Origin of the sequence: Vibrio caribbeanicus ATCC BAA-2122, from assembly GCF_000165125.1 — a bacterium.
Classification (GTDB): Bacteria; Pseudomonadota; Gammaproteobacteria; order Enterobacterales; family Vibrionaceae; genus Vibrio; species Vibrio caribbeanicus.
On the sequence record NZ_AEIU01000005.1, the window covers coordinates 1 to 12,848 of the forward strand.

General features: G+C 43.9%; 13 protein-coding genes. 6 read left to right on the forward strand and 7 right to left on the reverse strand.

Features of this window, described 5'->3' with window-relative positions:
- The 5 genes from RH40_RS01235 to RH40_RS01255 form a co-directional block, all read left to right on the forward strand.
- Positions 1-729: glycosyltransferase (locus RH40_RS01235; protein WP_009599440.1), on the forward strand; the 729-nt coding region annotated here is incomplete at its 5' end.
- On the forward strand, positions 716-2,122 hold the full coding sequence (locus tag RH40_RS01240) for an ArnT family glycosyltransferase (protein ID WP_039953974.1): 1,407 nt from the start codon (positions 716-718) through the stop codon (positions 2,120-2,122). The genes RH40_RS01235 and RH40_RS01240, both read left to right, overlap by 14 nt.
- A 4-nt stretch (positions 2,123-2,126) precedes the next feature.
- The gene (locus tag RH40_RS01245) at positions 2,127-2,498 is read left to right on the forward strand and encodes a GtrA family protein (RefSeq protein WP_009599442.1); all 372 of its coding nucleotides are present in this window, start codon (positions 2,127-2,129) and stop codon (positions 2,496-2,498) included.
- A 195-nt stretch (positions 2,499-2,693) separates the two neighbouring features.
- Positions 2,694-4,502 (forward strand): carbohydrate binding domain-containing protein, encoded by a 1,809-nt coding sequence (locus RH40_RS01250; protein ID WP_009599443.1) that lies wholly within the window; start codon positions 2,694-2,696, stop codon positions 4,500-4,502.
- 99 nt (positions 4,503-4,601) lie between these two features.
- On the forward strand, positions 4,602-5,015 hold the full coding sequence (locus RH40_RS01255; protein WP_009599444.1) for an OsmC family peroxiredoxin: 414 nt from the start codon (positions 4,602-4,604) through the stop codon (positions 5,013-5,015).
- Positions 5,016-5,110: 95 nt separating this feature from the next.
- Here RH40_RS01255 and RH40_RS01260 read toward each other — a convergent pair whose 3' ends face one another.
- The 5 genes from RH40_RS01260 to RH40_RS01280 all read right to left on the reverse strand — a co-directional run bounded on the left by RH40_RS01260 (position 5,111) and on the right by RH40_RS01280 (position 9,547).
- Complete coding sequence (locus RH40_RS01260) at positions 5,111-5,689, reverse strand: TetR/AcrR family transcriptional regulator (RefSeq protein WP_009599445.1); 579 nt, start codon at positions 5,687-5,689, stop codon at positions 5,111-5,113.
- A gap of 82 nt (positions 5,690-5,771) precedes the next feature.
- Positions 5,772-6,473, reverse strand: coding sequence for a type 1 glutamine amidotransferase domain-containing protein (locus RH40_RS01265; RefSeq protein WP_009599446.1), 702 nt, complete (start codon positions 6,471-6,473; stop codon positions 5,772-5,774).
- A 361-nt stretch (positions 6,474-6,834) separates the two neighbouring features.
- On the reverse strand, positions 6,835-7,650 hold the full coding sequence (locus RH40_RS01270) for an MBL fold metallo-hydrolase (RefSeq protein WP_039953978.1): 816 nt from the start codon (positions 7,648-7,650) through the stop codon (positions 6,835-6,837).
- Positions 7,651-8,033: 383 nt separating this feature from the next.
- Complete coding sequence (locus RH40_RS01275; protein WP_009599448.1) at positions 8,034-8,819, reverse strand: type 1 glutamine amidotransferase domain-containing protein; 786 nt, start codon at positions 8,817-8,819, stop codon at positions 8,034-8,036.
- Positions 8,820-8,845: 26 nt separating this feature from the next.
- The gene (locus RH40_RS01280; protein ID WP_009599449.1) at positions 8,846-9,547 is read right to left on the reverse strand and encodes a type 1 glutamine amidotransferase domain-containing protein; all 702 of its coding nucleotides are present in this window, start codon (positions 9,545-9,547) and stop codon (positions 8,846-8,848) included.
- A 400-nt stretch (positions 9,548-9,947) separates the two neighbouring features.
- On the opposite strand from RH40_RS01280, the gene RH40_RS01285 reads away from it, so the two are divergent.
- The gene (locus RH40_RS01285; RefSeq protein ID WP_009599450.1) at positions 9,948-10,301 is read left to right on the forward strand and encodes a hypothetical protein; all 354 of its coding nucleotides are present in this window, start codon (positions 9,948-9,950) and stop codon (positions 10,299-10,301) included.
- Positions 10,302-10,361: 60 nt separating this feature from the next.
- Here RH40_RS01285 and gorA read toward each other — a convergent pair whose 3' ends face one another.
- Complete coding sequence (gene gorA, locus RH40_RS01290) at positions 10,362-11,717, reverse strand: glutathione-disulfide reductase (RefSeq protein ID WP_009599451.1); 1,356 nt, start codon at positions 11,715-11,717, stop codon at positions 10,362-10,364.
- 147 nt (positions 11,718-11,864) lie between these two features.
- Complete coding sequence (locus RH40_RS01295; RefSeq protein ID WP_009599452.1) at positions 11,865-12,704, reverse strand: 23S rRNA (adenine(2030)-N(6))-methyltransferase RlmJ; 840 nt, start codon at positions 12,702-12,704, stop codon at positions 11,865-11,867.
- Positions 12,705-12,848 lie beyond the last annotated feature (144 nt).

Here is a 12,848-nt window from a genome sequence, read left to right on the forward strand (position 1 = left end):
GTTGTTATTGACGCCGATTTGCAAGACCCTCCGGAGGCAATCCCACAGATGGTTGAAAAATGGCAAGAGGGCTATGACGTTGTCAATATGAAGCGAAGTGAGAGGCGGGGAGAAACGTGGTTTAAAAAATTTTCGGCTGCTTGCTTCTACAAAACCTTAAACCTTATGACCAAACTCGATATTCCGGAGAATGTTGGTGACTTCCGTCTACTGAGTAGTAACGTCGTGGAATGCATCAATGGTTTGCCAGAACGCAATCGTTACATGAAAGGCATTTTCTCATGGCCAGGGTTTAAACAAACCACGGTCTTATTTCAGCGAGATGAGCGCTTTTGTGGCAACAGTAAGTGGAATTATTTCAAACTTGTTGGTTTTGCAATGGACGGAATTACCTCATTTTCTATTCAGCCTTTGCGTTTGGCAACCTTGATTGGTGGACTTATCGCCCTTAGTGCTTTTTTCTATGGTGCATTCATTGTGATGAAAACCATGATGTTAGATGAAACGGTATCCGGTTACCCGTCGATGATGATTGTTCAGCTGGCTTTGGGAGGTATTCAATTGCTTTCCATCGGTCTACTCGGGGAATACATAGGTCGTATTTTTATCGAAGCAAAACGTAGGCCTCTTTATTACATCGCTTCAGTCTATGAACAGCCAGCCAAGCGGGTGCCATTCGCACAATACAATTTTAAACAGCATAAACGGTATCACCATGACTATAAATAAAACCCATCTTTGGTGTCTGGTGGGCTTTGCTCTAATACTCCGATTACTCTCACTTACAATGTATCCTTTGATGGATACAACAGAGGCTCGTTATGGTGAGATGGCTCGTCTCATGGTTGAAACTGGGGATTGGTTGACACCGCAGTTTGACTACGGGGTTCCGTTTTGGGGTAAACCGCCGCTCTTCGCTTGGATGAGTGCCTACGGCATTGAATGCTTTGGTCTAAGCGAGTTTGCGGTGCGAGCACCACATTGGCTTGCAGGCCTATTGACGATTGGGCTGGCGGCTTTTATGACTTACCGAGCAGGTTTTAGTCCACTGATCACGTCACTGGTATTGGCAACCTGCGGTATTTTTGCCATTGCCTCTGGTGCGGTTATGACGGATATGGCACTGACTTTCTCTCTCTCGATAGCGATGCTTGGCTTTTATTACTGTTGGTTAGGGACAAGTCGCTACAGTTTGCTGTGGGGGTATGCCAGTTTTATGGGACTGGCTTGTGGTCTGTTGGCAAAAGGTCCTGTTGCGCTTGTCATTATGGGGGTAGCAGTATTTCCATGGCTTGTTAGCCAACACGGATTTCTTGCAGCATTTGCTGTTCTGTGGCGCAGGTTCCCTTTAATTTCTGGTGGGACACTGATGTTAGCGTTGTCGTGTCCGTGGTATATATTGGCTGAAATAGCAACGCCAGGTTTTATGGATTACTTCCTTGTTGGTGAGCACTTTAAGCGCTTTGTTGTAAGCGGTTGGCAAGGAGATTTGTATGGCTCTGCCCATGATGAGGTGCGAGGCACAATTTGGCTATTTTGGCTACAGTCTGCTGCACCTTGGTCCTTTGTATTACCCGTATTAGCATGGAAGCGCCGTCAGGTATTTAGAGAAATCAATACCAAGCATAAAGGGTTGTCGAGCTTTCTTTTGTGTTGGCTAATGGCACCTATGGTGCTGTTTACCATGGCTGGAAATATTCTTCCTGCTTACGTTTTACCTGGGATCCCAGCATTGGGCATTTTAGTCGCACTCTTGGTGAATCAGCGCGATTTTCGTTGGTTGAGCGTCACTGCATCCATAGTACCTGTATTGTTAGTTATCGCCCTTCTAGTACTGAATCTTGGAAAGGCGGATAGCCGAAGTGATCGGGTAATCTTTGAAAAAATAGCGTCAGATGATCCTGTTTTTTACATCAATAAACGACCTTTTTCTGGGCAATTTTATAGTCGGGGGCAAGCTCAAAAGCTCGAACAAACTGAAGAATTAGAAGCACTAGCTAGGTTTTACCTGATTGGCCAAGAGCAAGTAGTCGCGCCGCTCATTGCCAAGCAAAGTTTGACTTGCTCAAAACAATTTACGGCTAACTCAAGACGTTCACTTTATTATTGTGCGGAAGAGTGAAACCGTGAGTACACTTCCCAAGTTCTTATTCGTAGGTTGTATTGGGCTCGTGTTCGATATTGTCATTTTTTCCTTTCTCACCCAAGTTTGGCAAGCAGAGGTAACGCTTGCCCGTTGTTGCGCATTTTTATGTACAGCGACCGTAACTTGGGTGGGAAATCGTCGTATTACCTTTTCTCGAGCCAGCAAATCAAATCCGTTAAGACAATGGAAAAAATTTATTATTGGAGCCGCGTTTAGTGCGCTGCCAAATTTTGTCGTATTTGAGTCGGTTATCTGGCTCTATGCAGAGCAAGTTTATGTGGCGTTTCTTTTAGGAGTAATGGTTGGAGCTTTAAGTAATTATCTTATTAACAGTAAATGGGTATTTGATTAATAGTATTTAATCTCGTTCATGTCTCTTGTCAACTTGTGCCGCCTGGGGCGGTTAAGGCTCTTTTTAAAATGGGATTGAGATGGTCTATAAATTATAAAATAAGTTTAAATGCATGTAATTGCATACATTATGCATTAAGTGTGATAAAAGTGCCAGCGAGCCATTGCTCAAATAAATAATTATAAGTTGGACAGTATGAAAAAAATTACATCGATTGCACTTTGTATTTCGTTTGCCCTTTCGCACCAATCAGCCAGCGCTGATGTAACCATTAACCCACCCCAATTAAACCGCTCTCATGAGCACTATTTTAAAGCCGACCAGCACTTATCTGATCGAGCCGCAGGACTATTTAATCGGGTACTTAATCATATCCCACCAGAACAGTTAGAAAGCTTGGCGACCCGGTATCTTGAACAAGTCGAGAGGATTGAAAGTTCTAACCTTGATTACGACGAATCACGGGTACAGAGCCAAGCGGTCAATCAGGAGGTCGGTAAAGCCATTAAGGATTACTTAAAGCACCAAAAAGTGTCTAATCCACGTTTTTTCCTTAGTTCAGGTCAAGTTGAAGGCTGGTGTTTAAGGACCGCAGATCTAAGCTGTTCTGGTGCGATAAACCCATTTGGTGATCTTGCCCATCTTGATAGTGAGACGTCTCTCGTGGGCGGTTTTAGTCTTATCGTTGGCAAACCCAATCTTTCAGCAACAGTAGAAACAACCTTAAACACTGAGCCGGGACAGACTTACACGTTATCTTTCGACTTTAGTGGTGACTTTAAGCGTTACCCTGGCAATTCATATACTTTCCAACCTGTGAGTGCAGTTGTCAATATTGGCGGTGAGAGTGTATTAATTACTAAGTCTCACCCGCTGGTTGAAGAAGAGTTTTGGGTTCGTGGCCTTCAAGGTTATGTAGGTGCTCCTTGGGATAATGGTACTCATGGGCGCCACTGGGAGAAAGTGGAGCTACAGTTTGTGGCATCTCATAGCCAAACAAGGTTAAGTTTCACTAATTTATCTCAAACACAAGAACACGCGCAGACAACACCTTTAATGATCTCCAATGTCATGGTCTATGATGACGTGACCGCAGATAAGGGGATCCAGCCCGGCAAAGTAGCAGCAATCACTACCGCTGGTGTTGGCTTGGTTGGGTTAGCAGGGACAATATGGTATTGGGCTAAAAAAGGCCGACTCAGTAATCCATTCGAGTCTCTTGGTTATGGCTCTACGACCGTAGGCCCGGGAACGCAGGCGATGGGTCTTACCCAAGCGTTTGACGATATGTATGAGATTGTGCAAGGGAGTGGCGGCCATGACGCGTTACTAAACTACCTCACTTATCCAACGCAAGAGTATGGAGTTGGTTATTTTTCGAAAGCCGTCTCCGCTGCCGACTTAAATAAAATGGCGGAAATGGGTTTTAAGGATCTTGATAGTGGACTTCGTGCTAATCAGGTCGCTTTTGAAGACGGCGCCACCTACCTCACTAAAATGGTGTCCTCATCTGCAGTGGTAGATGAGCAAACGGTGATCAAATTTGACTCGCAAGAGAGCGCTGCAAACTTTGCCCGTCAGCTGGACTCTTACCTGCTTCGAGAAGAAGAAGCGATTGCGGGAATTGCTGAACACGTCAGCAGTATTAGTGTCATGGTCGGCGGCAGTGAGGCGAATGCAGTCGTTGCTGAGCATGAATCGGTTATTGTGTTACATAGCGCGGCTGAATTTGAATACGGTGAAGCTGGGATGATGGGGTTCGGAGAGTTTATGGCTCGCTTTGCCTTGGTAAATGAGTTTGACCAATATATCGTTGATAGCTTGCCCTTTACCTACAATTCGACCAGCCTGGCTGGTATTGGCTGGAGTTCAATTATCGATGACGTTAATGATACGGCAGCTGAGGCAATACACGGCGCCTATCAAGCTGGTATGACGGCAGAGGAGTTTTCTGCTGCTGCAATGGAAGCATTAGAAGTCGCAGGTGTGGTCGCTCTTTTATAGCTTATTGAGCTATTTACCAATAGGTAGCCTTGTGGTAATGTCATGCCAGACGTCAGCACGATCTGGCGTGATGTTTATTACGTTATTTGAGGAAAAATTATGTCTGTACAACAAGCGAATGCAGTTTGGCAAGGAACATTAAAATCAGGCCATGGAGTGATGAGCTATGGTGACGTAGAGGGTCCTTTTACCTTTGCTTCTCGCTTTGAAACAGGACCTGGAACAAATCCAGAAGAATTAGTTGGTGCTGCCCATGCTGGTTGTTATTCAATGTTTCTTTCTGCTTTGCTATCAGAAAAAGGGCTTAACCCGACCATCAAGACTCAAGCAAAAGTCCATCTAGGGGAAGAAGATGGTCCTAAGATCACTAAAATTGAGCTTGATTCACAGGTTTCTGCAGAAGGCTTAGAAAACGAGCTGTTGCAAGAGCTTGGTGCGGTTGCAAAAGAAAAATGTCCTATTTCTCGACTCGTTGTGGGTGCGGAAGTTTCACTAACACTCACTTTAGTTTAAGTGTTCGATAGCGCTCAATGGATGAGCGCTTAACGCTTGTTAAACATCTCTTTGTTCCGCTGGAGTCCCAGTTGGGTTCAAGTTTACGTCCTGTTCTAACTTGTTTTTTCTGTAATAGCAGCGATCAGGTTTCTTGCAATCACCTCAATGTTGTCAGAAGCGCGAAATTGCCCCATCAATAAGCTACCCTCTAGCGCTGAAAAATACAGCTTTGCCACGCCCTCCGGGTCAATATTCTGTTGAAGTTCACCATTCGCAATACCTTGTTTAATGACACTGGTTAGCCAATTATGATTGATATCGACAAACCGATTTAATGGCATAACCACTTCTTTTGAGAGGGAGTAAAGATCAGAGGCAAACATACCACAAAGGCACAGTTTGTTGCTTTGGTGGGTCTTAATAAACTCTTTGGCAAAAGCCGTGAGTTTGGATTGGGCTAGTTCGTTTTGCTGGTGGATCTCACTCAGTTTAGTTTGGTAACGTTGTACGTAACGTTCAATTACGGCGTGCGCAAGATCTTGTTTGGTTTTAAAGTGATAATGAATGCTGGCTGTGGTGATACCGAGCTCACTTTGGATGTCACGAAAACTAAAACCATTAAACCCACGGGTTTGAATATAATGCTCTGCGAGATCGGCAATTTTTATCGCTGTAGGGTTAAGAGTATGCATTGGTATGACCTTTTGGTGCTGATTAGGTAAGTAAAAAACCGCTCTGTGAGCGGTTTTAATTAATAGTGCAGTGGTATGAAAATTATTTTAGTAATACTTCAGATAACGCCTCTGCCAATGGATCAGCGGATGCTGGACTTTGACCTGTCATCAGCGCACCATCAACCACGACATTAGGTTCCCAGTTCGCTTTGCTTTTGTACACAGCGCCGCGGCGTTGTAATTCATCTTCAAGAGAGAATAGTAAGTGCTTAAGTAGTTCAACTTCTTCATCTTCAGAGTTTTTAAAGCCGGTCAACTCTTTACCTTTTACTAGGTACTCACCATTAGAGAGTGTAACATCGCGCAAGATAGCTGGAGCGTGACACACCATCGCAACTGGGCGGTCTGTTTCGTAAAAATCTTTGATAAGCTTTAGAGTGTGCTGGTCAGACGCAAGGTCAGTCAGTAGGCCGTAACCGCCAGGAATGAAGACAGCATCGTAAGTGTTGTAATCAACTTCGCGCAGTTTGCGAGTATTCCGCGCTGCAAACATGGCGACTGGGTCATTAAAGAAACGCTCAGTGTATGAAGTGGTAAAAGGCGCTTTCATGCTTAATAGGTCGATAGGTGCTTCACCGCCTTGAGGTGAGGCAAACACGACTTCATGGCCAGCTTCAGTGAGGATGTAGTAAGGCGCAGCAAGTTCAGTGAACCATGTCCCGGTTTGCTTACCACTGATACCCAGTTCATCAACGGAAGACATAATAAGAAGAACGCGTTTTTGACGATTACCTGTATTCATTTTTTATTCCTTATCTACCAGTAGGTAGGTGATGTATGTATTAAAAAAGGAGCGGGGCTCCTGCTGACTGATTGCTACTTTATCACTGGCATTTTTTAAGTCAACAACTTTATCTATCTATAAGTAGGTAAATTTTCGAGATTGTATTTATATTATTGTTTTAATTAATTTTTATTTTTTAAAAAAGTGATTTTTTGCGGTGCCACTTTTAAGTTAAGTGAATAACTTGCCAGTTGATGATAAAAAGTACGTGAATTCGGACAAGAGTGAAGGCTAGGTCAATTTCGCATTTCATCGATGACCTTGCATGCTCTATTCGAATGGTCAAACGATGTATTTTTCTACTCAGGTTACAAGGGTTTTATTTTTTCTTGGCTAGGTGTTCTTGTTGTTTAAGAAACATGAAAAAGTTAGTCTCACTAATAAAGGGATTCCCTCTTGTGCCAAGTTTGTCCCTATTCTCAAACAGGTAGTTTTTATGTGGGTGGTTGGAAAGGTTAACCTTCACAATAGGCGGCTGTAGTGAAATCTTTCTGATTTTCTCCATGCTGCTTAGGAATTGGTCAATCATTTTTGGATCCTTGCCATCCACACTATGGCCACCTACGACAAAAGCACGATATTCAATGCCTTTATCTTCGACAGTGAAATCTAGCGAAAAATCACCTTCAGTATGGCCAGGCGTAAGATAGAACTTAAACTCATGCCCATTAATAACCATGGAGCTGTCATTCTTTATCTCGATGTCTAAGGCCGGCGGTAGGAAGGCGTTGTCACCTTTGCTTTTGTTTGATTGCTGTATGGCTAGGTTATGCGCGCTTTTAGTCATCACAACTTTAGATCCATACATTTCTTGAAGTAATTGAGCGCCTCCAACATGGTCAGAATGCCCATGTGTGATTAATATATGCGTGATTGGCTTACCAGCTAATCCTAATTTCTTAAGATTGATGGGAATCCATCTTGAATAAGGGTAATCGAGCGTATCAATGATCACGAGGCCATTATCGGTATCAATGGCATAGGATGAAACCCATTTGTCTCCAATGTAATAGACATTATCAAACATCTGAAACGGTTCCACATAACCGTTTTTACCGCTCATTGTTGGAACGTCTTTGTTTGAGGAAGCAAGAGCCGAAGCACTAACAAGCAAACCTAAAATAATTTTTTTCACGTCGTTACCTACCGCATTGCTACTATTTATTTTCGAGCGGTGAAGCTCAAAATGAGCCATGATTTATTTGCATTTTATTGCATATCTAAATCTAAAGAAATGTTATTTGCTTCAAGCTCAGCTAACAAACAGAGCATAACTAGGGTATTTAAGCGAGGTTGAGAAAAAGAGAGCCTGTGTATCGACTCGGATGAACATGGTACAAAGGACCGTTCCAAAACAGGTATGTGAGAGGCAGCGACTGAAAATGGCTAAAACCTGATGCCACGGTCTTAGCTTTACGACCGAGATTTTTAAGCCTTGTTTATCGATAGTGATTTAAAGACAAAAAAAACCGCTCTAAGAGCGGTTTTGATTGATAAGGCAGTGAAATTAACTAGGGTTTATTTTGCTAAAGCTTTTGATAAGACTTCGGCAAGCGGAGCTGCAGATGCAGGGCTTTGACCTGTCATAAGCGCACCGTCAACAACAACATTCGGCTCCCAGTTTGCTTTGCTTAGGTATTTCGCGCCGCGAAGTTGTAGGTCTTGCTCTAGTGAGAACAATAGGTGTTTGTCTAATTCGATTTCTGCGTCTTCAGCATCTTTAAAACCAGTTAGCTTAACACCATCGACAAGGTATTTGCCGTTTGATAATTTAACATCGCGCAAGATAGCAGGCGCATGACATACCATGGCAACAGGACGGCCTGTCTCATAGAAGTCTTTAATCATCTTAATGACGTGCTGGTCAGACGCAAGATCCCACAACAAACCATACCCGCCTGGGAAGAATACTGCATCAAACGTATTGTAATCGATGTTTCTTAGCTTACGAGTGCGGCTTGCTGCAAACATAGCGACGTCATCTTTTAGGAAACGTTCAGTGTACTCAGTTGTAAACGGCGCTTTCATGCTCAGTAGGTCGATCGGTGCTTCACCGCCTTCAGGTGAGGCAAAAACAACTTCGTGACCTGCTTCAGTTAGAATGTAGTAGGGCGCAGCAAGTTCAGTGAACCAAGTACCTGTTTGTTTACCGCTGATCCCCATATCATCCAAAGATGACATCACAAGTAAAACGCGCTTTTGTTTGTTTCCAGTGTCTACTTTTAGTTCAGTAGCGGCATTCGCTGCTTGAAATGTTAATCCAAGGCCAAGGATAGCGGTTGCTACGGATTTGATGAATTTCATAATGATGTACTCTTAATTATTTGTGGTTATTTAGTTAAAACGGCAGACAAGGCTTCTGCTAATGGGTCGGCAGATGCAGGGCTTTGACCTGTCATTAGTGCTCCATCAACCACGACATTAGGTTCCCAGTTTGCTTTGCTCTTATAGATAGCGCCGCGTTCTTGAAGCTCGTCTTCAAGAGAGAACAACAGGTGCTTAAGCAGTTCAACTTCTTCATCTTCAGAGTTTTTAAAGCCAGTTAACTCTTTACCTTTTACTAGGTACTCACCATTAGAGAGTTTGACATCGCGCAAGATAGCGGGAGCGTGACATACCATCGCAACTGGGCGGTCTGTTTCGTAAAAATCTTTGATAAGCTTTAGAGTGTGCTGGTCAGACGCAAGGTCAGTCAGTAGGCCGTAACCACCAGGAATGAAGACAGCATCGTAGGTGTTGTAATCAACTTCGCGCAGTTTGCGAGTATTACGCGCTGCAAACATGGCGACTGGGTCATTAAAGAAACGCTCAGTGTATGAAGTGGTAAAAGGCGCTTTCATGCTTAATAGGTCGATAGGCGCTTCTCCACCTTCAGGTGAGGCAAACACGACTTCATGGCCAGCTTCAGTGAGGATGTAGTAAGGCGCAGCAAGTTCAGTGAACCATGTCCCGGTTTGCTTACCACTGATACCCAGTTCATCAACGGAAGACATAATAAGAAGAACGCGTTTTTGACGATTACCTGTATTCATTTTTTATTCCTTATCTACCAGTAGGTAGGTGATGTATGTATTAAAAAAGGAGCGGGGCTCCTGCTGACTGATTGCTACTTTATCACTGGCATTTTTTAAGTCAACAACTTTATCTATCTATAAGTAGGTAAATTTGCGAGATTGTATTTATATTATTGTTTTAATTAATTTTTTATTTTTAAAAAAAGATAGTCTTTCTATCATTAACACGTTATTGGGAGCCTAAAAGTTATCACTAGATGGGAAAAGGTTTTACCGAGCTTATGACGGTATTGGTTAAATTTTGAAAGCCACTGACAGTTTCCTGTCACAAATATGTTTTTATTAGGACGGAGATAAGACGCTTGGACATCAATCATGATTGGGCTGGCGTTGGTGTTAAAGAGTTTGAGGATTGATCATGAGTGTAAAATATTTTTCTCTGTTGATTGCTCTTATGATGAGTATTGCGGTGCATGCTGGCACCAACAATCGGTTTACAATCAGTGCAAATAGCATTGAGGGACACGGAAGTTATCAAAAGTACTGCGGAGAAGTGACGTTATCAATACGTAACGGTAGCCGACTGTATATTGCGAGCGATGATATCACTCAACAAACCGATAGGATTACCTATCAAGGCAATGTTGTAATTCGTTTACCCTCAGGGACCGATAATCAGCAAGAGGTCATGTTTCAGTCAGACCAAGTTGTTTTGCGTAAAGAATCCGATGGCAGTTATCAATTAGCAGCCGACTTTATTCGTGTTTATTAAATTATCGGTAGGGTCAAGGATAAAAAAGCACCCCGAGGAGTGCTTTTTATGCTGCGCTGATTAGCGCATGGTAACAAACTCTTCTGAGCCGGTTGGGTGAATCGCAACAACCGCGTCAAAGTCTGCTTTAGTGGCGCCCATTTTCATCGCAACGGCAAAGCCTTGGATCATTTCATCGACAGTAAAGCCAATGCCATGTAAGCCAACAACTTTCTCTTCGTCTCCCGCACAAATCAGCTTCATTTTACACGGCTGACGGTGCTGAGTGACCGCGGTATACATGGCGGTAAATCCAGATGTGTACACCTTGATATTTTCTTTGCCGTATTTTGCTTCGGCTTCTTGAGTGGTTAAACCAAGGGTTCCGATTGGTGGGTGGCTAAAGACCACGGTTGGGACCAAGTTGTAGTCCATTTTGGCATCTGGCTTGTTGTTGAATAGGCGCTCTGAAAGTTGGCGACCAGCTTTCACCGCGACAGGTGTCAGCTCAATGCCTCCATCCATGATATCACCGATACAATAGATACCTGCAACATTGGTTTCTTGATATTGGTCTACCTTAATGTAACCAGCATCATTAGTCTCAACACCTGTTACGCCAAGGTTAATGGCATCGGTCGTTGGGTGGCGACCAATGGCCCAGATCAAGGTATCAACATTGTGCGTTTGCCCGTTCTCTAGGTGTAGGGTTAAGCTACCATCGGCTTCTTTTACCACTTCACGAGGGATTGAGTGAGTATGCAGGTTTGGTCCTTCGGCTTGCATGACTTCAACTAATGTTTCCACCACCATAGGATCAAAGCTGCGCAGTGGCGACTCTCTACGGCAGAAAAGATGAGTGTCAGTACCGAGTGCATTCAGTACCCCTGCAATTTCAACCGCAATGTAACCCGCACCCACAACGGCAGCGCGTTTGGGCTGCTGGTTAAGTTCAAAAAAGCCGTTAGAGTCAATACCGTGCTCCGCGCCTGGAATGTTAGGAATGGTTGGGCGGCCTCCGACGGCAATCAAAATATGGTCAGCGGTGTAGTGTTCACCATTCACTTCAACCGTTTTGTCATCAACGAACTTGGCAAAACCTTTGATCACATGAATTTTGTTATTGCCCAACACGCGATCGTAAGATTCATGAATGCGACCAATATAGGCTTGGCGGCTTTCCACTAGCGTGCTCCAGTCAAAGCCTTTCACATCGACATCAAACCCGTAATCTTTGGCGTAAAGGTGCATTGCCTCGGCAATCTGCGCTCCATGCCACATCACTTTCTTTGGCACACAGCCAACGTTGACACAGGTGCCGCCAAGATCTTGTGCTTCGATCAGTGCTACTTTTGCACCGTGCATTGCTGCTCGGTTGGCTGACGCTATGCCGCCAGAGCCGCCGCCGATACAGATGTAATCAAAATGAGTCGCCATGACTTTCTCCATGTTGTGAGTTGCAACAATTTAACACGGTAATTGCGTGTCAATCGCGCATCCTAAAATTAATCGAATAAGGTTTATAATAAGGGCAGATATTTTGAACTCAATCTACCCAACTAAATTTTTACAAAGCCCATTGGGCTACTCGGGGACGATCCACTCTACAGTAAAGTGCCCCGTTGCTGGTGCGATGACTTGTTGCAAATAAGGCAAGAGTTGGCGCATTTGACTCTCAAGTTTCCACGGAGGGTTAATCACTATCATACCGGATGCGGTCATACCACGCTCATTGGTATCGGGAGCAACACCAAGTTCAATTTGCAAAATCTTGCGTATACCAAGGCCTTGTAGCCCCTCAAGCATGTCATCAATATCACAGCGATTGACCACTGGGTACCAAATGGCATAGATGCCCGTTGCCCAACGTTTATGGCTGTGATAGATGGCTTGGACGACGTCGTGGTATTCTTTGCTCAGTTCATACGGTGGGTCAATAAGCACCAGCCCACGACGTTCTTTGGGGGGCAAGCTGGCTTTTAATCGCTCAAAACCATCTTGTTTAAAGATACGTACTTGCGAGTCGCGGTGGAACTCTTGTTCCAGTAACGGATGATCACTCGGGTGAAGCTCGGTTAAGACCATGCGATCTTGCTTGCGTAACTGAGCTCGAGCAACCCGAGGTGAACCGGGGTAAAAGCGCAGTGTTTGACCTTGGTTGAGTTCGCGAATAGCCGTCAAATAACTTTCTAGCTCGTTGGGCGTTTCGTTTTGTTGCCACAAGCGCGCTATTCCTTGTTTGTACTCCCCAGTTTTTTCTGACCACTCGTGTGTTAGGTCATAGCGACCAACACCGGAGTGAGTATCATGATAGACAAAAGGCTTGTCTTTTTGTTTCAGTGCATCAAGGATAAGGCTTTGAACAATATGCTTTAAAACATCGGCGTGATTGCCTGCGTGAAAGCTGTGGCGATAACTTAACAAAATAACGTTCTCAACTTGAGCCAGTAAAATGGCCTTTAGTATAACCCCAAATGAGCTTGTTGCAGCTAATTGGGTATAACTTAGTATTGAAAATCCAATAATCTGCCTATATTTATTCAATTAAGACCATTAAGAACGCATACA

Bases quoted from the DNA above. Each gene is read 5' to 3' on its own strand.
- RH40_RS01285 (WP_009599450.1), top strand. From the start codon at position 9,948: ATGAGTGTAAAATATTTTTCTCTGTTGATTGCTCTTATGATGAGTATT.
- gorA (WP_009599451.1), bottom strand. From the start codon at position 11,717: ATGGCGACTCATTTTGATTACATCTGTATCGGCGGCGGCTCTGGCGGC.
- RH40_RS01265 (WP_009599446.1), bottom strand. From the start codon at position 6,473: ATGAATACAGGTAATCGTCAAAAACGCGTTCTTCTTATTATGTCTTCC.
- RH40_RS01280 (WP_009599449.1), bottom strand. From the start codon at position 9,547: ATGAATACAGGTAATCGTCAAAAACGCGTTCTTCTTATTATGTCTTCC.
- RH40_RS01250 (WP_009599443.1), top strand. From the start codon at position 2,694: ATGAAAAAAATTACATCGATTGCACTTTGTATTTCGTTTGCCCTTTCG.
- RH40_RS01255 (WP_009599444.1), top strand. From the start codon at position 4,602: ATGTCTGTACAACAAGCGAATGCAGTTTGGCAAGGAACATTAAAATCA.
- RH40_RS01240 (WP_039953974.1), top strand. From the start codon at position 716: ATGACTATAAATAAAACCCATCTTTGGTGTCTGGTGGGCTTTGCTCTA.
- RH40_RS01260 (WP_009599445.1), bottom strand. From the start codon at position 5,689: ATGCATACTCTTAACCCTACAGCGATAAAAATTGCCGATCTCGCAGAG.
- RH40_RS01275 (WP_009599448.1), bottom strand. From the start codon at position 8,819: ATGAAATTCATCAAATCCGTAGCAACCGCTATCCTTGGCCTTGGATTA.